Genomic DNA, 23,711 nt, shown 5'->3' with positions numbered 1-23,711 from the left:
AGTAAAAACCGTAAGACTGTCAGCTTGATCAAAAAGCCTGAATTCCTCAAATTGAAATAGATATTATTTTAATCATTGAGGAAAAACATGCCTAAAGTCGTAGCTATTTTTAACGAGACGGTCGGAACGCATATGATGTGTCTGCATGAACCTCTAGCGGATCAGACCTACGCCGTTATGCATTTAGACTTATCAGGACAAATCCATCACGAAGGTTACGATGATTGGAATATGTATATAATCGATGAAACGAGTGTGGATTCTAAAAATCAAATCGTTTTCAGCTTAGTGATGAACCCGCGCGAAGCCAACCTTGTCTTGCGGCACGATTCAGACCCCACCAACCCCACTGGCGCGGCTAGAGCGTGGGCCATTAATACTGGCATTTCGATTCCTGCACCTCTTACATACAACGAAGACGCAGGGACGATCACTACAGGTTCCGGAACGAACTTACTGTATCTTAGCACCAACCGAAGCGACCCCTACGATAAGTATGTTTATTTTACTAAAACGTCGCCGGACCGCTGGAAAATCGAGTACCTCAGACCCTGAATCATAATGTTGGAGCGAATTCAACGGGTTAAAAAAGCACCTCAAAAGCTCTACATCGCTCCATCTCGCCTAACATCGGGAGTGTAGACCCGGTACCGGAAGGAAGCCGAAAGCTAACGTATTGAAATCTCTCTATTCATTTTGGAACAGGCTCTCAGATAGCGCAGAAAAGGGCGGCTCGAAAGCCGCCTTTCCAATTTCCAGAACGAGACCGATCAGCCAATTGCCATCAGGCTGGCATTGCCGCCCGCAGCGGTCGTGTTGATCGAGGTCGAGACCTCTTCCAAAAGCCAATTGAGGCAGTAAGCGTCGTCTTTTGCGGCCAGTTCTTCCGTCGATGCTGCCTGCGTCAGAACCAATGGTCCCGGCAGAGCTGCGATCTTCTGGTTGACCTCAAGAATGCGCGCGCTGTCGCCTTCGACAAGCGCACCGGCGAAAGGCACATCCGCCTGCCAGTCCTTGCTCCAGCTGATGCGCGCAGCGACGCTGGCGGGCAAGTCCTTCAGGCTTGCCTGCAAGCCGGAAGCTGCGTCGATTGCCACCGTGTTGCCGGTGGCGAGCGCCGCCGTCAGCTGGCGATAGAGACCGATCTCGGTCTGCGGTACCAGCAGGATGCGCCCACGCGGATGCAGCGCATAGAGATTGCGTTCGCCGACCGGACCTGGCAGCTCGATATCGAGACCGAGCGCCGAATTGCTTCCGGTCTCACGCGCTGCCTGCGCCAGATCATTCATGCCGCGCTGGCCGAGCCACTTGGCGAAATCCTTGAGCGCGGCATCGGTATGGACCGAGCTGTGACGCGGCGGGATCGGAGCGGTATCGACCAAGCGTCCGAGATAGAGCGGACCACCCGCCTTCGGACCAGTGCCCGAGAGGCCGCGCCCACCAAATGGCTGCACGCCGACAATCGCACCGATGACGTTACGGTTGATATAGATGTTACCGACGCGGATGCGGTCGGCGACATTGGCGATGGTTTCATCAAGACGCGTATGCAGACCGAAGGTCAGGCCATAGCCCGTCGCATTGATATCGTCGATCAGGCGCTCCATGTCGTCGCGCTTGTAGCGGACCACATGCAGAACCGGACCGAACACTTCACGCTTCAGATCGCGCAGTGTTTCGATTTCGATGATGGTCGGCGCAACAAAGGTGCCCTTGGCCGTTTCCGGTCCAAGCGGAAGCTGTTCGACCTTGCGGCCAAGCTCACGCATGCCCTGAATGTGCTTTTCAATGATGCCCTTGGCTTCCTCGGTGATGACCGGGCCGATATCGACCTTCAGCTTGTCGGTGCGTCCGATGGACAATTCGCGAAGCGCGCCCTTGAGCATGGTCAGAATGCGGTCCGCCACATCTTCCTGCAGGCAAAGCACACGCAGCGCAGAACAGCGCTGACCGGCACTGTCGAAAGCGGAAGCGATCACGTCGAAGACGACTTGTTCGGCCAGAGCCGAAGAATCGACGATCATGGCGTTCTGGCCGCCGGTTTCGGCGATCAGCGGGATCGGCTTGCCATTCGGCAGCAGACGCGAAGCAAGCTGCGCCTGAATGAGACGCGCAACTTCCGTCGAGCCGGTGAACATCACACCACAGGTTTCTGGTGCTGCAACCAGTGCCGCACCGATACGGCCATCGCCGGGCAGAAGCTGAAGCGCTTCCGCCGGAATACCGGCTTCATGCAGGATGCGCACGCCCTGCGCGGCAATCAGCGGCGTTTCCTCGGCAGGCTTCGCCAGAACCGGATTGCCAGCGACAAGGGCTGCGGCAATCTGGCCGGTGAAGATGGCGAGCGGGAAGTTCCACGGGCTGATACAGACGATTGGCCCCAGCGCCTTGTGGGCAGCGCCGAATGTGCGGCGCGTTTGTTCGGCGTAATAGCGCAGGAAGTCGATGGCTTCCCGCACTTCTGCAATGGCGTTCGGCATGGACTTGCCGGCTTCGCGCATCACGAGGCCGAGCAGTTCAGGCATGTCGCGCTGCATGATGTCGGCGGCGCGGTCAAGGCAGGCGGCGCGCTCGGCAGGCGCGACAGCCGACCAACTTGCAGTTGCTGTCTTCGCAACAGCCATGGCCTTGGCCACATCGGCGGCATCGATTTCCGTGACCGTGCCGACAACGTCTTCGCGGTCGCCAGGGTTCAGCACCGGACGGCTCGCGCCCTTGACCGCGATGCCAGCAATCTGCGGCTCGGACGTCCATTTGCGATCAGCCGTGGCTTCAAGCTTTTTGCTCAGTGAGGCGAGCGTCACTTCGTTGGACAGGTCGAAACCAGCGGAATTCTGGCGAGCGCCATAGAGACCTTCCGGCAGCGCAATCTGGTCATGACGCGCACCGACGACAGCCATGGAGCGCACGACCTCAACCGGATCGGCAACGAGTTCATCGACCGACACGTTTTCATCGCCAATGCGATTGACGAAGGACGAGTTTGCGCCGTTTTCGAGCAGACGGCGAACCAGATAGGCCAGCAGCGTTTCATGCGTGCCAACCGGCGCATAAATGCGGGCCGGACGGCCAAGCTTGGACGGGCCGACGACTTCGTCATAAAGCGGTTCGCCCATGCCATGCAGGCACTGGAACTCGAACTGGCCGGTTTTGAAATCCTGCCCGGCGAGGTGATAGATCGTCGCCAGCGTCTGCGCATTGTGGGTGGCAAATTGCGGGAAGACGGCATCGGTTGCCGCCAGCAGCTTGCGGGCGCAGGCGATATAGGAAACGTCGGTGTGCACCTTACGGGTATAGACCGGGAAATCTTCCAGGCCGTCCACCTGCGCGCGCTTGATTTCGGCGTCCCAATAGGCGCCCTTGACCAGACGCACCATGACGCGGCGCTTGTTACTCCGCGCCAGATCGATGATGAAATCGAGCACGAACGGGCAGCGCTTGCCATAGGCCTGCACCACGAAACCGATACCTTCCCAATCGGCCAGATCCGGATCTTCGATCAGGCTCTGCAACAGATCGAGCGACAGTTCCAGTCGGTCGGCTTCTTCGGCATCGATGTTGAGACCGATATTGTAGGACTTAGCAATGGCCGCGAGCGCCTTCACCTTGGGCAGCAGTTCACCCATGACGCGTTCGCTCTGCGAGCGGACATAACGCGGGTGCAGCGCCGAAAGCTTGATGGAAATGCCGGGACCGTCATAGATGCCGCGACCGGCGGAAGCGCGGCCAATGGCATGAATCGCGGTTTCGTAATCCTTGTAGTAACGCTCGGCATCGGCAGCGGTGGTCGCGGCTTCGCCCAGCATATCGTAGGAATAACGGAAGCCGCGCTCTTCCAGCGGCTTGGCGCGCTTCAGCGCTTCGTCGATGGTTTCACCGGTGACGAACTGCTCGCCCATCATGCGCATGGCCATATCGACGCCACGGCGGATGACCGGCTCGCCGCAGCGGGCGATAAGGCGCGTCAGCGCAGCCGAAAGGCCGCGATCATTGACCGTGTTGGTGAGCTTGCCCGTGACGACGAGACCCCAGGTCGCCGCATTGACGAACAGCGAGCGACCGCCGCCAATGTGAGACTTCCAGTCGCCATTGGAGATCTTGTCGCGAATGAGCGCGTCGCGGGTCGCCATGTCGGGAATACGCAGCAGCGCTTCGGCAAGGCACATCAGCGCCACGCCTTCCTGGCTCGACAGCGAATATTCATGCACCAGACCTTCAACGCCGGTGCCTTTGTGCTTGGCGCGCAGCGCCTCGATCAGCTTGCGCGCCGTTGCGCGCACCGCTTTGCGGGTTTCTTCCGGGAGCGTCGCCTGCTCCACCAGAGCCGTTACGCATTCCGCTTCCGAACGGCGATAGGCGCTCGTAATGATCTGACGCAGAGCGCTCTGCTCGCGGATCGGCGGCGCGAAATTCTGGAAAACCGGATTTTTGGGCGCGGGAATTTTATCGGTCATGGTGCAAGGCTCGCAAAAGAGAACAGGCCCGGGCATATAGGCCCAGTTTACCTCTGTTTTATTTGGGCGCACACTATCATCGGTGCAAATTGCATTCTGCCTTGATTTGAACCATATAGAGGAAAAACGATCTTATTATCGCGATCTATAAAGGCAAAATGAATGCGAAAAATAGAGTCTGTAGACGATCTGGATCAGTTCGACCGGCGCATTCTGGAAGTACTCAGCGAAGACGGCAGAATTCCGGTGACGGAGTTGTCGAAAAAGGTCGGCCTTTCCAAGACGCCATGTCAGGCGCGACTGAAAAGACTGGTCGATGAAGGCTATATACTGGGCTTTCGCGCGGCGATTGATCCGGAGAAACTAGGGATCGATCACATCGCCTTCACGACGGTCAAACTGTCGGACACGCGCGAGGCGGCGCTCGACGCTTTCAACACCGCGGTCCGCAAGATACGCGAGGTTGAAGAGTGCCACATGATCGCAAGCTCGTTCGACTATCTGCTAAAGGTGCGCACGCCCAATATCCGTCGCTATCGCGAAGTGCTGGGCGAGAAGATTTCCAGCCTGCCCAACGTGGCAAGCACATCGACATTCGTGGTGATGGAATCCGTCAAGGATAATCGGCCAGTGAGGGTCTATCCGGGCGCTATTTAGAGCGCGTTTCGATCTGATTGGATCGGATCGGCGCTCTAATTCTTTGTTTTAACGCGCATCTTTTCCGAAAACCGTTTCACACTTTTCGGGATGCGCTCTGACCAAACGAAAATGGCGGGCAATGCCCGCCATTCCATTTTCCATTGCTGGAAGTGATTAGTTCAGGCCGAGCGTACCGCGCAGCGTGGACAGGTCTTCGGCCAGCGTCGTCACTGGACCAGCCAGCGCCTTGCGGTCGTCTTCCGACAGCTTGTCGTAGGTCTCGTAACCGTCGCCCTTCTTGTACTTGGCAAGAATATCGTCAACGGTCTTGAAGTTGGCTTCGACCTTTTTGATCAGGTCCGGATTTTCCTTCTCGATCAGCGGCTTGAACAGCTCGACGATCTTCTGCGCGCCATCGACATTGGCCTTGAAATCCCAAAGGTCGGTGTGGCTGTAACGGTCTTCCTCACCGGAAATCTTGCCAGCGGCCACTTCTTCCATGAGCGCGGCTGCACCACCCACGACCTTTTCAGGCGGAACGGTCAGATCCTTGACGCGCTTCTGGAGTTCCAAGACGTCGGCATAGAGCTTGTCCGCAAAAGGCGTCAGACCATCGGTCGTGTTCTGCGCGAACAGACCATATTCAAGACGGTGGAAACCGGTGAAGTCTTCCGACTTCTCGCCATTTTCATGGTCGTCGGCGCGGCTGTCGATGGATGCATCGAGATCGGCGAAAAGTTCGGCAATCGGCTCGATCTTTTCATAAGAGACGCGCGAAGACGGATAGAGTTCCTTGGCCTTCGCCAGATCGCCAGCCTTGATCGCATCCGTGAAAGCCTTGGTGTCCTTCACGAGAATGTCGAGGTGCTCCTGCACATAGACCTTATAGTCGGCAATCGGCTGAACGAGGTCGAGCGGCGAAACCTCGGCCTTGGCAGCGCCGAAGCTGAGCGAGAGCGCGACGGCGCAGGCCGATGCTAGTAATGGCAGACGATACTTCATATTGAGTCTCTCCATGATGATATTACATTACCCTCCGGCGTTTTGCGGCCCGCTCGCCGCAAGCAATCCGCGTGCGTAATAGTCCTGATCGTCCTTCACGCCCGGCAGCGCGAAGAAATATCCGCCGCCGATGGGCTTGATATATTCTTCCAGCGGCTCGCCATTGAGACGGTTCTGGACGGTGATAAAACCTTTTTCGAGATCGGCCTGATAGGCGATAAACAGAAGCCCCATATCGAGCTGACCCGACTTGGTGACGCCGTTCGAATAGTTGAACGGACGGCGCAGGATCAGGTTTTCATGCGCCTTGGCGTCACGCGGATTGGCCAGACGGATGTGCGAATCCATTGGCGTGACCTTGCCGTCTTTATCCTTGGCGTAATCCGGCACATCGGTTTCGGTCTTGCCGTCGAATGGCGCGCCGCTATCCTTGCGGCGACCGAAAATCGTCTCCTGCTCCTGCAGGGGCGTGCGATCCCAGCGCTCCACCATGTTGCGAATGATGCGCACCGCGACATAGCTGCCATTGGCGGCCCAATCGGGTTCATCGCTTTCCTTCTGCACCCAGACGACCTGCTGCATCAGCTTTTTGTCGGACGCATCCGGATTGGCCGAACCATCGCGGAAACCGAGGAAGTTGCGCGCGCTTTCCTTGGCTTTTGCCGAATGCGGCGGCTGCACCGGCACGGTGCCTTCCTGCTTCCAGCGCACCATCAGCAGATCCGGCATGTTCTTCATGATATCGCGGAGCGCATGAATATTGGTGTCCGGCGTGTTGGAGCAGAACTGGATCATCAGATCGCCGTGGCAGAGATCTTTCTGCAAGGCGTCATTGGGAAAGCCGGTCATGCGCTGCAGCCGCAGCGGCTTCACCGGCTTCAGACCGAAACGGTCGTCGAACAGCGAATGGCCGAGAGCGACCGTCATGGTGAGATTGTCCGGCGTCACCGTCGGGCCAAGAATGCCTGAATCCGCTGGCGGAAACTTTGCATCGAGCTGCTGCGGCTCGCCGCCCTTCATCAGAAAGGCTGCGCGCTCGGTCAGGAGCTTGAACATCCGCTCAAGTTCACCACGATCCCGCGCCAGAACGTCGAAGGCGGCAACCAGACCAGCCGCCGGTCGCGCATTGACAATGCCCGGCTGGTGAACGCCATGGAAAGGCTGGCTTTCATGCATCTTGTCGCTTTCCGGCGCATTGGTCACACTGTCTGAAGACAGCGCATGGGCCGGTTGCGGGTTCAACACGCCTGCCACGGCGCCGGCAACGCCGGTCGCCCCGGCGCCAAGCAGCAATGCGCGGCGTGAAGGTGAAACAGGATTATCAGTTTTCAAAAATTTCTTGGTCATTAATCCACTCCCAATTGATCGCGGAGTTTAGAGAATTGGGCGGCGAGCGAAGCGGTGCCGTCCTTGATCTTCGTCTTTTCATCGGACGAGAGATTGTCATAGGCCTTGAAACCATTGCCTTCGGCATTGGCGCTCAACAGAGCCTTCACGGTAGCCAGTTCCTTGTCGATGCCTTCAAATGCCTTCGCATCGACCTTGTCCACGATGGGACGCAATACATCAGCCGTCTTGGCCGCGCCGTCTATGAGCCCGGCAAAAGCCCGTAAATCCGTGTGGGCATAGCGGTCCTCACCCGTATCGCCCGCCGTGGAGGCGAAGCGATCAAGCGCCGATGCGGTGCCTGCCAGCATGCGATCCGGCGAAATACGCAGGGCGCGAATACGCTCCTTCAGCGCGCCCGCATCCTGCACCAGCTTGTCGGCAACCGGGGCCAGACCTTCCGCCGATTTCTGCTCGAACAGGCCATATTCGATACGATGCAGGCCACCGAAAGCCGCATCCTGCTCACGCTTTTCGAAATAATCAGCGCGGGCATTGATGGCCGTATCCAGATCGGAGAACGCTTCCGAAACCGGTGCAATGCGGGCATAGGCGGCGCGGGCTGGAGCATAGGCGGCCTGCGCGGCTTCGAGATTGCCGTTAGCAACCGCAGCCGAAAGATCGCCAGTCGCCTTCTGGAATTCCGCTACTTCGGTTGCAAGATAGATTTGATATTCCGCCAGCGCGCCGATGAAGGCGGTCAGCGGCAGTTTCTTGCCTTTTTCGGCATCGCTTGCAGCGGACGGCGTCACCGTCAGCTTGCCGCGCGGATTGGACAGCAGGCCGCAGGTAATCTGATATTCGCCGGGTGCGAGTTTCGCGGTGATGGTCTGCTTGAAACCGGGCGCAATGTTTTCGCGCTCTTCCAGCACCATGACCCCATCGAGAATTTCCCATTCAACAGTACGGTCGGACTTGTTGACGATCTCGAACACCGAGCGGCCCGCAGGAACCGTCAGCTCGTTCGGCTCGCAATTTTTCGCGTTGATCGCCACCTGAATTTTGCCTTCGGCATCGGCATGGCGCGCCTTGTCGGAAACGCGCGAAGCGTAGTAAAAGGCCGCGCCCGCCACCACGAGCAGCAGCACGGCCAGCACCAATCCGATACGAACCAAATTGCGGGAAAACGGTTCGGTGGCTTTTGAATTCGTCATGAAAATCTCTTTGACTAGGCGCTATGCTTGGCCGGTGTACCCTGAACAGGCACAGACGACGGCATCAGGAAAAGAATGAGCGCGGGAACGAGGAAGGCGACATAAGCCACGACCTCGCTCACCGTCGGCGTGGCGATGTAGCCGAAGATACCGGCCAGAACCGAACCGAGCGCGCTGTCGAGCGGAAGGATGTCGCTTGCGTCGAAAACCACTGCCTGCAAGTGGTTCCAGAGACCCGCTTCATGCAGCGCCATCACCGAATTGGCCAGAATACCGGCGGCGATAATCAGGATGAGAACGCCTGTCCAACGGAAGAAACGGCGCAGATTGAGCCTCAGGCCGCCCTTATAGATGGCATAGCCGACGGCGGCGGCAAGCAGCACGCCCAACAGCGCGCCCAGCGGTGCTGCGGGTCCTTCGCTTTGCTGGAACGCGGCCAACAGGAAGAACACCGACTCAAGTCCCTCGCGGGCGACCGCGAAGAACACCATCAGGATAAGACCAACGCCTTTATGCGTCGGCGTTTCAAAGGCTGCATCGATGGAATGGTGCAGCTCTGCCTTGATGGAGCGCGCAGCCTTGCGCATCCAGAACACCATGGAGGTCAGCACGAAAACGGCGATCAAGCCGATGGTGGCTTCGAAAAGCTCCTGCGCCTTTTGCGGAAACTCCGCGCTCAGAATTTGCAGGATCGCGCCAACGGTGAGCGACATGGCCAGCGCCAGAAGAATGCCGATCCAGACAACGGGCATCCAGGCGCTGCGTCCCGTCTGATGCAGATAGCTCGCGATGATGCCGACGATCAGCGCTGCCTCCACGCCTTCGCGGAACATGATGAGAAACGGTACGAGCATTTCGATCTATCCAAACAGACAGAGAAACCGGCCCACCCCTTTGACCTGTTCTCGATCGGCCTAAGCCTTCTTCAATTGGTCACCTTTTATAATCAGCAGGATGCCACTGCAAGAAAAATGAACATGACTATGTTAGGAATGTTTTAGAATTATTCTAATGATTTCATGCATTTATGGGAGCAATTCAGGCAAGCCCAATGAAATCCCTGATTTGGCCCCAGTCGACTCAGGAGCTATCCTACGGAAAAGATTTTGCATTTTAGCGACCGCAACCTGATCCGAAATGAAACACAACCCTCGTTTGCATCGTTAGCCGCGACCATAAATGGGTGAAAAAGTTCATAATCTTTCGAAATCGTCAAAAAAAAGCGGCTAAGGGGTTGAACAATGAGGCGGACTGATCCATATCGGGGTTACTTACCGCTGTGCCTCCTCCCATTGCGCGCGGTAAGTGTTCCCCTCTGGAGGTTTGCCCAAGTGGCACCTTCATAACTAAGCCGGACTTCTTAGTCCGGCTCTTTTTTTGTCTAAAACCCAGATAGCTAGGCATCTACGGAGTTTATTGCGCAAAAAAAAGCGCCGCATTTCTGCGGCGCTTTCGAATTTTTACACGCCAGATGGCGATCAACCATAGGCTGCAACTGGCGGGCAGGAACAGATCAGATTTCTGTCGCCGCCCACATTGTCCACACGGCTGACCGGTGGCCAGTATTTTGCTGTCGCGTCGAACTCGCCGCCAAGAGCAATGGCCGGGAAAACAGCTTCCTCACGGGTGTAAGGGTGCGTCCATTCGCTGGCCAGCGTATCGCCTGCCGTGTGCGGCGCATTGGCGAGCGGATTGTCATCCGCAGGCCAGACACCATCGGCAATCTTCTTTGCCTCGCCCGCAATGGCAATCATCGCATCGCAAAGACGGTCGATTTCCGACTTCGGCTCGGATTCCGTCGGCTCGATCATCAGCGTACCGGCAACCGGCCACGACATGGTCGGCGCGTGGAACCCATAGTCGATGAGGCGCTTGGCCACGTCTTCCACAGTCACGCCCGCGCTGTCCTTCAAAACACGCGTATCCACAATGCACTCATGCGCCACGCGATCATGCGCGCCCGTATAAAGGATTGGATAAGCGTCCTTCAGGCGATGCGCGATGTAGTTGGCGTTGAGGATCGCAGCTTCAGTCGCCTTCTTGAGACCCGCGCCACCCATCATGCGGATATACATCCACGTAATGACCAGTATCGACGCGCTGCCGAATGGAGCTGCCGAAACGGCGTGCTTGGAACCGAGATCGACATGGCCCGGCAGATAAGGCACCAGATGCTTGGCAACACCGATCGGACCGACGCCCGGACCGCCGCCGCCATGCGGAATGCAGAACGTCTTGTGCAGGTTCATGTGGCAGACATCGGCGCCGATGTCGCATGGGCGCGCAAGGCCGACGAGTGCATTGAGGTTTGCGCCGTCGAAATAGACCTGACCGCCATTGTCATGGACGATTTCGCAGAAAGCCTTGATGCCTTCTTCGAATACGCCATAGGTCGACGGATAGGTGATCATGAAGGCGGCGAGATTATCGCGATGCTTCTCGGCCTTGGCCTTGAGATCGTCGATATCGATATCGCCATCCGGACGGCAATTGACCACGACAACGCTCATGCCTGCCATCGATGCGCTGGCCGGATTGGTGCCATGCGCCGACGATGGGATCAGGCAGATGTTGCGATGACCTTCGCCACGCGACTGATGATAATGGCGGATGGCCAAGAGACCCGCATATTCGCCCTGACTGCCCGCATTCGGCTGCAGCGAAACGCCAGCAAAGCCGGTGACCTCGCAAAGCCATGCTTCGACGTCGGCCGTCATCTTCGCATAACCTTCGGTCTGTGCCGCAGGCGCGAAGGGATGCAGATTGGCAACCGTGTTCCAGCTCACCGGCATCATTTCTGCCGCCGCATTGAGCTTCATGGTGCAGGAACCAAGCGGGATCATCGCGCGGTCAAGCGCCAGATCCTTGTCGGCCAGACGACGCAGGAAGCGCATCATCTCGGTTTCCGAACGGTGCGAATGGAACACATCCTGCGTCAGGAAGCCTTCACCGCGGCCATTGCCCGGAACGAGAACCGTGTCGCCTTCAACAGCCTTCGCGCCGAACAGAACAGCGAGTGCGGCCAGATCGTCTTCGGTCGAGGTTTCGTCGAAAGTCACACCAACCGTGTCGGCATCGATGATGCGCAGCAGACGACCGCCCTTGTCGGCTTCGTCGGCGATCTTCGCAGCCTTGCCAGCCACCTTGATCGAAACCGTATCGAACAGGCTGTCACCGGCGATTTCGACGCCAGCGGCCTTGAGGCCAGCGGCGAAGCGGGCAGCAAGACTCGCCACACGTGTTGCAATCGCCTGCAAGCCTGCCGGACCGTGCCAGATGGCATAGGATGCCGCCATATTGGCGAGCAGCGCCTGCGCGGTGCAGATATTCGAGGTCGCCTTGTCGCGGCGGATATGCTGTTCGCGGGTCTGGAGCGCCAGACGATAGGCCGCGCGGCCATGCGCATCGACCGACTGACCGACGATGCGGCCCGGAATGATGCGGGTGAGCGGCTCGGACACGGCGAGATAAGCGGCATGTGGGCCGCCAAAGCCCATCGGCACGCCGTAGCGCTGCATGGAGCCGACAGCCATGTCGGCACCCCACTTGGCAGGGGCTTCCATGATCGTCAGCGCCAGCGGATCGGCGACGGCGATAACCAGCGCACCCTTGGCCTTTGCGTCGGCAATAACGCCGGAGAAGTCGCCATAAACGCCCCTGGTATCCGGCCATGGCACGATGACCGCAGCGGTGTTGTCGTCAACGGTGCTGCCAGCCTCGACAAGCCAGCCAAGCGGTTCGGCGCGCGTATTGACGACATCGACAGTCTGCGGATGCAGATCGCCCGCCAGAAGTACGCGGCTGCGCTTGTCGCGGTGATGACGGCACGCAACCCCGACCGCTTCCGCAACAGCCGTCGCTTCATCCAGCAGCGAAGCGCAGGCAACCGGCAAGCCTGTCAGTTCGGCAACGAGCGTCTGGAAGTGGAACAGCAGCTCCAGACGACCTTGGCTGATTTCCGACTGATACGGCGTATAAGCCGTGTACCAGGCCGGATTTTCAAACAGGTTGCGCTGGATCACCGGCGGCGTATGCACGCCATGATAGCCCGCACCGATGAAGCTCTTCTTCACCACGTTGCGGCCCATGATTTCATTCAATTCGGCCAGTGCCGCATGTTCGCTCAAGGGTGCTGGCAGATCGAGCGGGCGGTTGAGGCGAATGGACGCCGGAACGGCCTGCGTGATGAGGGTTTCTATGGACGGAAGGCCGAGCGCGGCCAACATGGCGCGCTCGTCTTCAACTCTTGGCCCGATATGACGGGCAACAAAGGGAAGAACCTGCTGGGTCATCGCTTTATCCTACCAATGCGTCGTAACCGGCCTTGTCGAGGAGACCGGAAAGCTGGCCTTCATCCGAAAGCTTCAGCTTGAACAGCCAGCCATCGCCTTCGGCAGCCTGATTGATCAGAGCCGGATCGGACGACACGGCTTCGTTGACTTCCACCACTTCACCGTCAACCGGCGCATAAACGTCGGAAGCGGCCTTGACCGATTCCACAACCACAATGCCCTCGCCCTTGGTGGCGGTGCGACCGACTTCCGGCAGCTCGACGAAAACGAGGTCGCCCAGCTGTTCCTGTGCGTGGATCGTAATGCCGACAGTGGCGACGCCGTTTTCGACGCTGATCCACTCGTGATCTTCGGTGAACAGGATTTTGGCCATGGAAATTATCCTTTGCGATAGCGATGCGGTGTGAAGGGAAGAGCCGAAACGTCAACGGGAACCTTGTTGCCGCGAACGTCAGCGAAAACACGTGTGCCGGGGGTAGCGAGGCTGGCCTCCACATAACCCATGGCAACCGGGAAACCGGCGGAAGGACCGAAACCGCCCGATGTGACCGTGCCGATCTGGCGGCCGCTTTCATCGAACAGGTCTGCGCCGCCGCGTACCGGCTGGCGGCCTTCCGGCTTGAGGCCGACGCGCTTGGCGGCAGGCCCCTTGGCAATGGTGTCGAGCACGGGTTTGGCGCCGTTGAAGGCAGCCTTCTCGCGCACAGGCTTGGTGATCGCCCAGGTGAGACCAGCGGAAACCGGGTCGGTTTCCGGTGTAATATCCTGTCCGTGCAGGCAAAGCCCGGCTTCAAGGCGCAGGCTGTCGCGGGCGGCAAGGCCGATCCACGCAACGCGCTCATCGGCGAGAAGCCTGGTCGCCAGCGCGCGCGCCTCATCGGCAGGCAGGCCGATTTCAAAACCGTCTTCGCCGGTATAGCCCGAGCGGGTCATGAACCAGCCCTGCTTCGGCTCAAAGCCACTCATAAAGGCAAGATCGGCAGCGCCGGCCAAACCGGCATCGACGATAACGCTTTCGGCTTCCGGGCCCTGGATGGCGAGGAACACGCGGTCGAGCGGGTTGACCGTGACCTGCTTGGCCGAAGCAGCTTCGTTCAGATGCTCGATGTCGGCATCGGCATTGCCCGCATTGGCAACGACCATGAAGCGGTCTTCACCGAGGCGTGTGACGATGAGATCATCGAGAATGCCGCCCTTGTCATTGAGGAAGAAAGTATATTTCGACTGGCCGGTTTTCAGCACGGTCGGATCGAGCGGGCAGGTTTCCGCCAGAAGGGCTGCGGCATCGCTGCCGGAGACTTCGACCAGCTTCATGTGGGAAATGTCGAAAAGGCCCGCATGGTCACGCGTATGAAGATGCTCCTTCATGACGCCCAGCGGATAGGTGATCGGCATGTTCCAGCCTGCAAAGCCGCCGAAGCGCGCGCCAGCCTGTTCATGCAAATCCTGCAAAGGCAGGGTATTCAAATGTGCGGTATCGCCCATAACAACTCCAGAGTCGCACGTATGCCTTCCGCAAAATGCGGTAGCTTCGTGCCCCTCTGTCTCAGGCCTGAGAGACTCGCATAGCAAAGCGCTATACTTACACCTTCGGCGCGGAGTTTCCCCCGACTTTCCAGAGTTGTCTTACCCGTCTGCGGTTCCTTGTACCTGAGAGATTTCGGGCGATTTCCCCTTCGGCGGCCAGTTGGCGCTCTCCCGCAGACAGACAGTGAAAAAGCATTTGTAAAACCTATGCTTCGGCACCCGACACAAATCCCTTAGCTTAATCCGCTTTGGGAGTCATGTAGAATTGTGGTCTTCAACCGACAATTTCCAGAAGTTTTGCGACAAAACTTGAGCCGCTATGCCTCTCGCCTGAGGATTGGCCATCCTGCATGTATAAATCGGAGATTTTCACTAGCTATGCGAAAAATGATAGCGGTGAAGGCTCCGTGTAGCCTGGAATGTGGTGATTTGGCCAAAGGGAACGGTAATTGTGATAACATAATGACCGATCTGCGTAAAAAACATGCAATCTCCAAGCTTAATTGCACATCAGCTATGCAAATCTGGCTCTCCTTTTTCAGAACGCACAAGCCTATATGCTGTTTGCAACACAGAGAGATAGATTTTACTAGGTGAGAGAAATGAACCTGATCCGCTCGTACAACAATTGGCGCCGTTACCGTACAACCGTAAACGAACTGAGCCGCCTGAGCCCACGTGAACTGAACGACCTCGGCATCCTGCCTTCGGAAATTCCGTTCGTCGCACGCAAGGCTGCTGCTCGCTAAAAAGCCGAGAAAAGCGCCATCAGAAGGCATCAGCCTTCTTTCAGGATCGCGACCTCCAAACCGCGCGGTCCTTATGGTTTCCAGAGCATTCAATTGCTCAAACAAGTTATCGCCGGGGTTTCCTCCTCCCATTTTTCCCTGGCGATCAAAAGACCGGACGTCCTCCTCCCCCTTGTCCGGTCTTCCCCATAAGCACCCGTCGCTCCTCCCGCGACGGGTGTTTTTGTTTATGCCGTCTTGTTCAGCTTTCCTGTGAGGCAAGCTCTGTCGTGCCACTGCGGTCCAGCAGCATTGAAATGCCGAACACAACCAGACCGGCCAGAGCCAACAGCGCGCCGACCGTGCCGGTCGATGTCCAGCCATAGCCCCATGCAATCGCCAGACCGCCGAGCCATGCGCCAATTGCATTGGCGAGATTGAGCGCTGAATGGTTGAGCGCCGCCGCGAGCGTCTGCGCATCGGCGGCCACGTCCATCAGGCGGGTTTGCAGTGCAGGCACCAGCGCAAAGCCGCCGCCGACCAGAAGCACATTGAGAAAAGCGGTGAGCGGATGCTGCATCAGCAGCGGGAATGCCAGCATCACCGCCATGTCGTAAAGCAGTACGATCCCGACGGTTCCCATGACGGAACGGTCAGTCAGCCGGGAGCCGACAATATTGCCCAGCACCATGCCAAGACCGAACATGACGAAGACCAGCGGCATCCATTTCACATCGATATGCGAAACTTCCGTCACGGTGGCGGCGACATAAGAAAAGACCGAGAACAACCCGCCTGTGCCGATGGCACCAATGGCAAGCGTCAGCAGCACCTGTTTGCGGCGCAGCGCGCCCAGTTCACGCAGCGGCGACGCGCCTTCAGCGGCGGGCAGCTTTGGCACATAAAGCGGCACCATCACCATGGTCAAAATGGCAATCAGACCGACAGAGCCGAACAAGGCGCGCCAGCCGGCCACCTGCCCCAGCCATGTCGCCAGCGGCGTGCCGCACAACGTGGCGATCGTCAGGCCCATCATGACGCGTCCAACCGCCTGCGCCCGCTTGCCGGGTTCCGCCAGCGATGCGGCAACCAGCGATGCGACGCCGAAATAAGCGCCATGCGGAAAGCCTGCGATGAAGCGCATCATATAAAGGCTGGAATAGTCCTGCATGAAAGCGCTGGCGAGATTGCCGAAAGCAAACAGGCCCATCAGCAGGAACAGGAGCTTGCGGCGGTCCAGCTTCGCGCCGATGACGGCCAGCACCGGCGCGCCGATCAGCACGCCCAGCGCATAGGAACTGATGAGATGCCCGCCCGGGGGGATCGAGACATTGAGACCGCGCGCAATACCCGGAAAAAGCGCCATGATGGCGAATTCACCGGTGCCGATGCCGAAACCGCCAATGGCAAGCGCGAGTTCCGCCATGCGCTCGGACGAGCGCGGCGAAGGTTCCCGCATCGCAGCGGAAGACTGAAATTCTGACATGAATGGGCCTGAAGGGAGTGGAGGAGTTCCACACACCTACCACCCATTTCATGCGAAGGCGATACGCCTTCTTGTCACGCGTAAAGTTCGAAAGCGCGTCCCGAAAAGTGCGAAGCGGTTTTCGGATAAGATGCGCGCGATAGATCAACCAGCGGCGACGACTTCGATTTCGACCTTGAATTCCTCGCGGGTAAAGCCGGAAACCATCATCAGCGTCGAGGCGGGCGCTGGCTGCGGAAACAGCCGGTCGCGCACGTCCATATAGGCGCGCATATAAGCGCGGTCCGTTACATAGGCGTTGATGCGCACGACATTGGAAAGCTCCATGCCGCCATCGCGCAAAATGCGACGGATATTCTCGAAGCAAAGCTCTGCCTGCGCGCCTGCATCTTCCGGTACGCTTCCGTCCGGCGCGATACCGAGCTGGCCGGAGCAAAACACCAGTTCGGCACCGGCTTTCACCTTCACGCCATGGCTATAGGCGGCAAAGGGCGCCGCCATGTCGGCAGGCAGCAAATGTTGCAATGTGCTCATCGAATAATCCTTATGATTTGGAGGCGCTGGCCAGAAGTTCCTTCAAGCGCGGCGCGCCCGCTGCAATATCGGCTTCGGTGGGATTGATCCCGGATGCCAGCAGGCGGCGGGCAATCATATGATCCGCCGGGCGATTGATGGAATCGACCGCCACCAGCCTGTCACCGGCAAAATGGAAAACCGAAAAGGCATTATCGTCGGGATTGCCTGACAGAATATGACGGTCGACTTCGAACGACAGGCCTGCCGTCTGAAGCTTCATGTCGCCCTGATCGGACCAGAACCAAGCCACTTCGCGGAACGGCGTGGCGCGACCGACAATGCTGCGGGCCACATGCTTGGCTTGATCGGTCGCATTCTGCACCGATTCCAGCCGCACGCGACGACCGGCATGGAAATGATCGTAGCTCACACAATCGCCGATGGCGTAAACATGATCCACAGATGTGCGCATATGCTCGTCCACGACAATGCCGTTGTCGATGGTGAGCCCCGCGGCAGCGGCAAGTTCCACATTCGGCAGTGCGCCAGTGCCGATCACCACGATATCCGCCGGGAAAACGGTACCGTCACTGGCCTTAACGCCCGTGACATGGCCGTTTTCGCCCTCAATTGCCATCACACCAAGTCCGGTATGCAGCGTGATACCGGCGGCGCGACTGCGCGTTTCGACATGGGCCGAGATTTGCGTCGCCACCGAGCGGCCCAGCACACGCGGGGCCGCCTCGATCAACACGGTATTTTTGCCGAGCGAAATCGCGCTATGTGCCATTTCAAGCCCGATAAATCCGCCGCCGATGATCACGACATTTGCAATCGTCGGCATCAGATCGGCGATGCGGCGTGCATCTTCCATGCGGCGCAGCGTGACCACGCCGTCAAGATCGACGCCCGGCATATCGGGAATGCGCGCGCGGGCACCCGTTGCAAAGACCAGATCGGACCAGTTCAGCACACGACCGTCGTCGAGGGTCACCGTGCGCTCATTCAGCGATACGCCCTCGACCCGATGCCCGAACAGCATCTCGATATTATTGTCGCGATAGGCGCTTTCCGGACGCAGCACCAGAGCGCCATGTTCCGGCGCTTTGAGATAAGACTTGGAAAGCGGCGGCTTATGATAGGGAATATCCGCCTCATCGTTGATGAGGACAATGTCTCCGGCATAGCCTTCCTGACGAAGGCTGATCGCGGCCTGCGAGCCCGCATGGCCCGCGCCTATAATAATGCATCTCTCGTCCATAGGACCTCCGGAACTTTCCGCGCATCATAGTCATGTGCTGGTCTGTCGCGTGGCGCATCTACCACGGATTCACATCTTAATTGCACGCCGCTCGCGATTTTTAAACATTTAGTTTGACCAATCGGTCAGATTGTTTAGTAAGGTTCCTGCTTCAATACGCCAAAAGTGCATCCCGAAAAGTGTGAAGCGGTTTTCGGACAAGATGCACTTCAGAACCAACTTGGAGCGCCGCCTTGAAACGATATTGGTCCGATTACACGAGCGAGGCGTTTTCGCGTCTCGAGCGCGACAAGCTCGTGGCGGTGCTGCCCGTTGGCGCAATCGAGCAGCACGGACCGCATCTGCCGATGTGTGTAGATGCCGCCGTCGCCGACGGCATGGTGGCGGAGCTGATCAAGCGGTTGCCCAACACAAGCAATGTTCTGTTCCTGCCGACACAAGCCATCGCCAAGAGCAATGAACACAAGCGCTATCCCGGTACGCTGACCTTTTCAGTCGAGACCGTCATCCGCATGTGGTGCGAGATCGGCGCCTGCGTGGCGGCAAGCGGCGTGCGCAAGATGGTGCTGTTCAACAGCCATGGCGGCAATATTCCGGTGATGGACATTGTCGCCCGCGAATTGCGCGTGCAGCACAATATGATGGTCTTCTGCCTCAACTGGTTCGGTCTTGGCATGCCCGATGGCGTTTACAATGAGCATGACCTGAAGCATGGCATCCACGCTGGCGACATGGAAACATCGGTGATGCTGGAAATGCATCCGGATCTTGTGGCGATGGAAAAGGCGCAGGATTTCCGCACATTGACGGAAGTTTTCGCCGACGACTACAAGCATATCAGCCTCGGCGGCGGCGCCAAGCCCGCATGGCAGATGCAGGACATCAATGCCTATGGCGCAGCAGGCAATGCATCGATTGCGACCGCCGAAAAGGGTCGCAAGACCATCGATTTCGCCGCTGACCGGCTGATTGAAGCGCTGGGCGAGATCGAGCGGGCGCCGCTCTCCTGGCTCGACAACAATCCCGCTTGGTAAGGACGATGAGCGTGGCCCCCAACTCGCAGAACCAGCCGCCCCTGATCGACATCAACGGCGTCTATAAGCAGTACGGCACCGGTGTTATGGCCGTGAACGACATGTCGCTCAAGATCGAGCAAGGCCAGTTCGTGAGCTTTCTCGGGCCTTCGGGCTGCGGCAAGAGCACGGCGCTGCGCATGATCGCCGGACTGGAATCGGTTTCCGCTGGCGAAATTCGCGTCAATGGCCACGCCCCGGGCAAAGGTTCTTCCGGTGCGCAGGACATCGGCTTCGTGTTTCAGGAACCGACGCTGATGCCTTGGGCCAGCGTTTATGACAATGTCTATCTGCCGCTGCGGCTTTCCGGCGTTTCGCGCAAGGAAGCCACGCCCCGCATTGAAGAAGTGCTGACACAGGTCGGCCTGTCGCGCTTTGCCAATGCCTTTCCGCGTGAGCTTTCGGGCGGCATGAAAATGCGCGTTTCCATTGCGCGCGCTTTGGTGACGCGGCCGCGCCTGCTTTTGATGGATGAGCCTTTTGCCGCGCTCGACGAGATGACGCGCTTCAAGCTCAATAATGACGTGCTGCGCCTTTGGCAGGAACACGGGCTGACCGTCATCTTCGTGACCCACAGCGTTTACGAGTCAGTCTATCTTTCCAACCGCGTGATCGTGATGGCGGCGCGTCCAGGCCGTGTCGTGGCCGACATTCCCATCATCGGCACTTATCCGCGGGCTGAAAACTACCGCACCACGGATTCTTACGCGAAATATTGCGCCAAGGTTTCCGATACGCTGACCGCGACGCTTTCCTCTGAAGATATCGATCATTGAGGACCAGCAGATGAACCAGATGCAAAACGAACTGCCAGTCCTCAATTCCGAACAGGATCGTCTCGCGCGGCGCGAGCGCACTCTGCGCATTCTCATGCCGACGCTGGCGATCATCATCGCGCTCGGCATATGGGAAGGTCTGGTGCGCTTCTATGAAGTGCCGCATTACCTGATCCCGGCCCCGTCACTCATTGCCGAAACGCTTTTCAAGGACGGTCCGTCGCTGATGGCCTCCATGTGGTTCACCGTCAAGCTGACGCTGATCTCGCTTGCCTGCGCTATTATTGGCGGCGTTCTGCTCGGCATGGTGTTTGCGCTCTCGCGCCCGATTGAAATGGCTTTCTTCCCCTTCGCCGTCATCCTTCAGGTGACGCCGGTGATCGCCATCGCACCGCTTATCCTGATCTATGTGCGCGATACTTTCTCGGCCCTGCTCATTTGCGCATGGATTGTCGCTTTCTTCCCGATCCTTTCCAATACGGTGATCGGGCTGCGCAGCGCCGACCACAATCTGCGCGATCTGTTCAAGCTCTATCGCGCCTCGCCGTGGCAGCGCCTGCGCTATCTGCTCGCGCCAAGCGCGCTGCCCTATTTCATGGCGGCCCTGAAAATCGCAGGCGGCCTGTCGCTGATCGGCGCTGTGGTGGCTGAATTCGTCGCGGGCACCGCAGGCCAGAGCACCGGCCTTGCCTCGCGTATTCTCGAATCGAGCTTCCGCAATGAAATCCCGCGCATGTTTGCCGCGCTCTTCCTGGTTTCGCTGCTCGGCATCGTGATCTTCCTGATCACCAGCTGGCTGTCGCGCCTTGTCCTCGGACGCTGGCACGAAAGCGAAATTCGTAGAGAGCGCTGACATGTTGAAAGGCGTTGCCATCGCGGGCCGTCCGGGCCGATATGACCTGCATGTCGAGCATGGCCGCATTGCCGCAATCACGCCGTCGCAGGCGACCGACGGCGGTTTCATCACGCCGCTTTTGGCCGATGTGCATGTGCATCTCGACAAGACCTTCACGATCCAGCGCATTGCGCAAAATGGCGACACGAAAGTCGAATGCCTGTTCGACGCCATCGACCTGATGAACACCGACCGCCAGAACTGGCACGCCGAAGACATTCGCGCCCGCGCCACACGCGGCCTCGAGGCGGCTTTTGCGCAGGGCGTCGGCGCTATTCGCAGCCATGTGGATTGGACGAGCCCGGAAGTTCCGACTGCTTGGCCTGTTCTCAACGAACTGCGTCAGGAATGGAAAGACCGCATCGACCTTCAACTCGCGGCCCTCGTCCATGGCGATCTGGTGCTGGAAGCCGGTCGTGATATCGCGGCCCGGGTCAAAGCCGATGGCGGCGTGCTCGGGGCGTTCTTCTATCGCAATGCCGATCTTGCAGCCAAGATTGAGGCAATGTTCTGTCTCGCCGTCGAAAACGATCTCGATCTCGATTTTCACGTCGATGAAGGGCTGGATGTTGAAGCCGACGGTTTTTCGCTGATCGTCGATGCTGCCCATCGCCATCACATGGCGGGCCGCGTGCTGTGTGGCCATGCTTGCTCGCTTTCGCTGCGAACAGCGGAAGAACTCACGCGCATTCTCGATGCCGCCGCGCAAGCGGGTGTCGCGCTTGTCTCGCTGCCCACCACCAATCTCTATCTGCAAGACCGGATCGGCGGAAAATCGCCGCGCCTTCGCGGCGGGGCTCCGCTGAAAGAAGCACGTCTGGCCGGTGTGGAAACCATGCTCGGCTCCGACAATGTGCGCGATGCCTTCTACCCCTATGGTGACTATGATCCGCTCGCGATTTTGCGCCTTGCGGCCCCTGTCTGTCATCTGGAGCCGGACGCTTGGCTTGACAGCATCACCACCCTGCCCGCGCGCCTGATCAGAAGCGAGCGCGTGCAGGCGCTGTCCCCAGGCGGTGCCGCCAATTTCATCTGGCACGACGCCGAAGACCTCAATGATCTCATTAGCCGTCCGCAAGCCCTCCGCCGTGTCTGGCGCGACGGCATTGTCTCGGACCATGTTTACGGGAGAAACCCATGAATTCTGTCGCCCCGCAGCGCATCTATGACTGGGCCGCATTCCGCGCCGAAATCGACGGCATCCGCATCTATGACGACCCCAAGCAGGTCGAGCTGCGCTCCCGCGATTATTTCTGGTACAGCCCGATCCTGACCGAAGATATCGGCCATTATGTCGGCGATCTGGTCGTCATTCCGAAGGATCAGGACGAAGTGCGCCGCGTGGCGGCAGCAGCTGCGAAACTGCGCATTCCGATCACGGTTCGTGGCGGCGGCACCGGCAATTACGGCCAGTGCGTGCCCCTTGAAGGCGGCGTCATTCTCGACATGACCAAGATCGACCGCATCATCGCCATCGAGCCGGGCAAGGTGCGCGTTGAAGGCGGTGCACGCATTTCGCGTCTTGATGATGCCGTGCGCGAAACCGGACAGGAACTGCTGATGTATCCGTCCACCCGCCGCATTGCCACCATTGGCGGCTTCTTCTCCGGCGGTTCGGGCGGCATCGGCTCGCTGCGCCACGGCATGTTGCGTGATGATGGCAATGTCTATTCGGTCAAGGTTCTGACCGTCGAGCCGGAACCGAAAATTATCGAGCTGACGGGCCGCGACATCCACAAGGTCCAGCATGCTTATGGCACCAATGGCATCATTCTGGAACTGGAAATCGGGCTGACCAAGGCGACCGACTGGATCCACACCGCAGCACTTTTCGACAGCTATGAAGCGACGCTGAACTTCTGCCTCAAGGCGCTGGAAGAAAATCTGGATTGCTATCTTCTGACCACCGTCGATCGCCGCTTCGCCCGCTTCTACACCAAGTTCGGCGATCTGTTCCCATCCGGCAAGGATGCTGTTTTCGCCATGATCGCGCCGGAGGAGCGCGAGCGCTTCGCAGAGCTTGCGACCGCGTTCAACGGCGAGGTGTCATTCTCCATGACGCTGGACGAATTGCACAAGGCTGGTCTTCAGCCTGCCTATGAATGCGGCTGGAACCACACCACGCTTCAGGCCCTGAAGGCGGAACCGGGCTGGACCTATCTTCAGGTTGCCTATCCGCGCCCCTTCGACCCGGCATTGGTCAATCGCCAGATCGAGCGCTATGGCGACACGCAATATATGCACCATGAAATGGCGCGCCTTGAAGGCGAAGTGCAGATTTTCGGCCTGCCGCTGGTGCGCTTCGAAACCCGCGACGCGATGTATAAGCTCATCGGCGAGCTGGAACAGGTCGACGGTTGCGACATTTACGATCCCCATGCCTATACCATCGAGGATGGCGGCATGAAGGAAATCGACAGCGTGCAGATCGAATTCAAGAAACTGGCCGACCCTTATGGTCTGCTCAATCCTGGTAAAACGCGCGGCTGGACCGCCGATATGGCACTTTCGAACTGATAACA

19 protein-coding genes and 1 riboswitch are annotated in these 23,711 nt (G+C 58.5%); of the genes, 8 read left to right on the top strand and 11 right to left on the bottom strand.

The annotated features are described in order from the left end of the window. Window positions 1–87: 87 nt before the first annotated feature. On the top strand, window positions 88–555 hold the full coding sequence (locus JAU75_RS10445; RefSeq protein ID WP_199056461.1) for a hypothetical protein: 468 nt from the start codon (window positions 88–90) through the stop codon (window positions 553–555). A 215-nt stretch (window positions 556–770) separates the two neighbouring features. Here the strand turns inward: JAU75_RS10445 and putA are convergent, their stop codons facing one another. Beyond that, complete coding sequence (gene putA / locus JAU75_RS10440) at window positions 771–4,454, bottom strand: trifunctional transcriptional regulator/proline dehydrogenase/L-glutamate gamma-semialdehyde dehydrogenase (protein ID WP_199056460.1); 3,684 nt, start codon at window positions 4,452–4,454, stop codon at window positions 771–773. Between the two features lie 162 nt (window positions 4,455–4,616). On the opposite strand from putA, the gene JAU75_RS10435 reads away from it, so the two are divergent. Continuing rightward, window positions 4,617–5,111, top strand: a complete 495-nt coding sequence (locus JAU75_RS10435; protein WP_199056459.1) for an Lrp/AsnC ligand binding domain-containing protein — start codon at window positions 4,617–4,619, stop codon at window positions 5,109–5,111. Window positions 5,112–5,267: 156 nt separating this feature from the next. Here JAU75_RS10435 and efeO (JAU75_RS10430) read toward each other — a convergent pair whose 3' ends face one another. From efeO (JAU75_RS10430) to gcvT, 7 genes are all read right to left on the bottom strand, one after another. Further along, a complete protein-coding gene (efeO, locus tag JAU75_RS10430) occupies window positions 5,268–6,095 on the bottom strand; it encodes an iron uptake system protein EfeO (protein WP_199056458.1) in 828 nt (275 codons plus the stop codon). A gap of 27 nt (window positions 6,096–6,122) precedes the next feature. After that, entirely contained in the window at window positions 6,123–7,442 is a 1,320-nt protein-coding gene (gene efeB, locus JAU75_RS10425) for an iron uptake transporter deferrochelatase/peroxidase subunit (protein ID WP_199056457.1), read from the bottom strand. Next, the gene (gene efeO / locus JAU75_RS10420) at window positions 7,442–8,635 is read right to left on the bottom strand and encodes an iron uptake system protein EfeO (RefSeq protein WP_199056456.1); all 1,194 of its coding nucleotides are present in this window, start codon (window positions 8,633–8,635) and stop codon (window positions 7,442–7,444) included. The genes efeB and efeO (JAU75_RS10420) overlap by 1 nt, the downstream gene beginning before the upstream one ends. A gap of 14 nt (window positions 8,636–8,649) precedes the next feature. Further along, window positions 8,650–9,489 carry an iron uptake transporter permease EfeU gene (efeU, locus tag JAU75_RS10415; RefSeq protein WP_199056455.1) on the bottom strand — a complete coding sequence of 280 codons (840 nt, stop codon included), beginning with the start codon at window positions 9,487–9,489 and terminating at the stop codon, window positions 8,650–8,652. 624 nt (window positions 9,490–10,113) lie between these two features. Further along, window positions 10,114–12,927, bottom strand: a complete 2,814-nt coding sequence (gene gcvP, locus JAU75_RS10410; protein ID WP_199056454.1) for an aminomethyl-transferring glycine dehydrogenase — start codon at window positions 12,925–12,927, stop codon at window positions 10,114–10,116. Window positions 12,928–12,931: 4 nt separating this feature from the next. Next, complete coding sequence (gene gcvH / locus JAU75_RS10405; RefSeq protein WP_199056453.1) at window positions 12,932–13,300, bottom strand: glycine cleavage system protein GcvH; 369 nt, start codon at window positions 13,298–13,300, stop codon at window positions 12,932–12,934. Between the two features lie 5 nt (window positions 13,301–13,305). Continuing rightward, on the bottom strand, window positions 13,306–14,412 hold the full coding sequence (gene gcvT, locus JAU75_RS10400) for a glycine cleavage system aminomethyltransferase GcvT (RefSeq protein ID WP_199056452.1): 1,107 nt from the start codon (window positions 14,410–14,412) through the stop codon (window positions 13,306–13,308). Window positions 14,413–14,554: 142 nt separating this feature from the next. Then, window positions 14,555–14,638: riboswitch (glycine riboswitch) on the bottom strand. Window positions 14,639–15,056: 418 nt separating this feature from the next. Here gcvT and JAU75_RS10395 point away from each other — a divergent pair. Beyond that, window positions 15,057–15,203, top strand: a complete 147-nt coding sequence (locus tag JAU75_RS10395; protein WP_078336788.1) for a DUF1127 domain-containing protein — start codon at window positions 15,057–15,059, stop codon at window positions 15,201–15,203. Between the two features lie 241 nt (window positions 15,204–15,444). Here the strand turns inward: JAU75_RS10395 and JAU75_RS10390 are convergent, their stop codons facing one another. The 3 genes from JAU75_RS10390 to JAU75_RS10380 form a co-directional block, all read right to left on the bottom strand. Next, window positions 15,445–16,668: an MFS transporter gene (locus JAU75_RS10390; RefSeq protein WP_199056451.1), complete on the bottom strand. Its 1,224-nt coding sequence runs from the start codon at window positions 16,666–16,668 to the stop codon at window positions 15,445–15,447. Window positions 16,669–16,812: 144 nt separating this feature from the next. Then, window positions 16,813–17,202: a RidA family protein gene (locus tag JAU75_RS10385; RefSeq protein ID WP_199056450.1), complete on the bottom strand. Its 390-nt coding sequence runs from the start codon at window positions 17,200–17,202 to the stop codon at window positions 16,813–16,815. A 10-nt stretch (window positions 17,203–17,212) separates the two neighbouring features. Continuing rightward, window positions 17,213–18,445 (bottom strand): FAD/NAD(P)-binding oxidoreductase, encoded by a 1,233-nt coding sequence (locus tag JAU75_RS10380; RefSeq protein WP_199056449.1) that lies wholly within the window; start codon window positions 18,443–18,445, stop codon window positions 17,213–17,215. A gap of 233 nt (window positions 18,446–18,678) precedes the next feature. On the opposite strand from JAU75_RS10380, the gene JAU75_RS10375 reads away from it, so the two are divergent. From JAU75_RS10375 to JAU75_RS10355, 5 genes are read left to right on the top strand one after another with little or no spacing between them, the layout of a single operon-like run. Then, a complete protein-coding gene (locus tag JAU75_RS10375) occupies window positions 18,679–19,479 on the top strand; it encodes a creatininase family protein (protein ID WP_199056448.1) in 801 nt (266 codons plus the stop codon). Window positions 19,480–19,484: 5 nt separating this feature from the next. Further along, window positions 19,485–20,294, top strand: a complete 810-nt coding sequence (locus tag JAU75_RS10370; RefSeq protein WP_199056447.1) for an ABC transporter ATP-binding protein — start codon at window positions 19,485–19,487, stop codon at window positions 20,292–20,294. Between the two features lie 10 nt (window positions 20,295–20,304). Then, on the top strand, window positions 20,305–21,147 hold the full coding sequence (locus tag JAU75_RS10365; RefSeq protein ID WP_199056446.1) for an ABC transporter permease: 843 nt from the start codon (window positions 20,305–20,307) through the stop codon (window positions 21,145–21,147). 1 nt (window position 21,148) lies between these two features. Beyond that, window positions 21,149–22,330, top strand: a complete 1,182-nt coding sequence (locus JAU75_RS10360) for an amidohydrolase family protein (protein ID WP_199056445.1) — start codon at window positions 21,149–21,151, stop codon at window positions 22,328–22,330. Continuing rightward, entirely contained in the window at window positions 22,327–23,706 is a 1,380-nt protein-coding gene (locus JAU75_RS10355; protein ID WP_199056444.1) for an FAD-binding oxidoreductase, read from the top strand. The genes JAU75_RS10360 and JAU75_RS10355 overlap by 4 nt, the downstream gene beginning before the upstream one ends. Window positions 23,707–23,711: the final 5 nt, after the last annotated feature.

The sequence above is a fragment of the Ochrobactrum sp. Q0168 genome (genome assembly GCF_016427605.1).
Taxonomy (GTDB): domain Bacteria; phylum Pseudomonadota; class Alphaproteobacteria; order Rhizobiales; family Rhizobiaceae; genus Brucella.
Note: the sequence above shows the minus strand (reverse complement) of the source record. Positions and strands in the feature narration are given on the sequence as shown.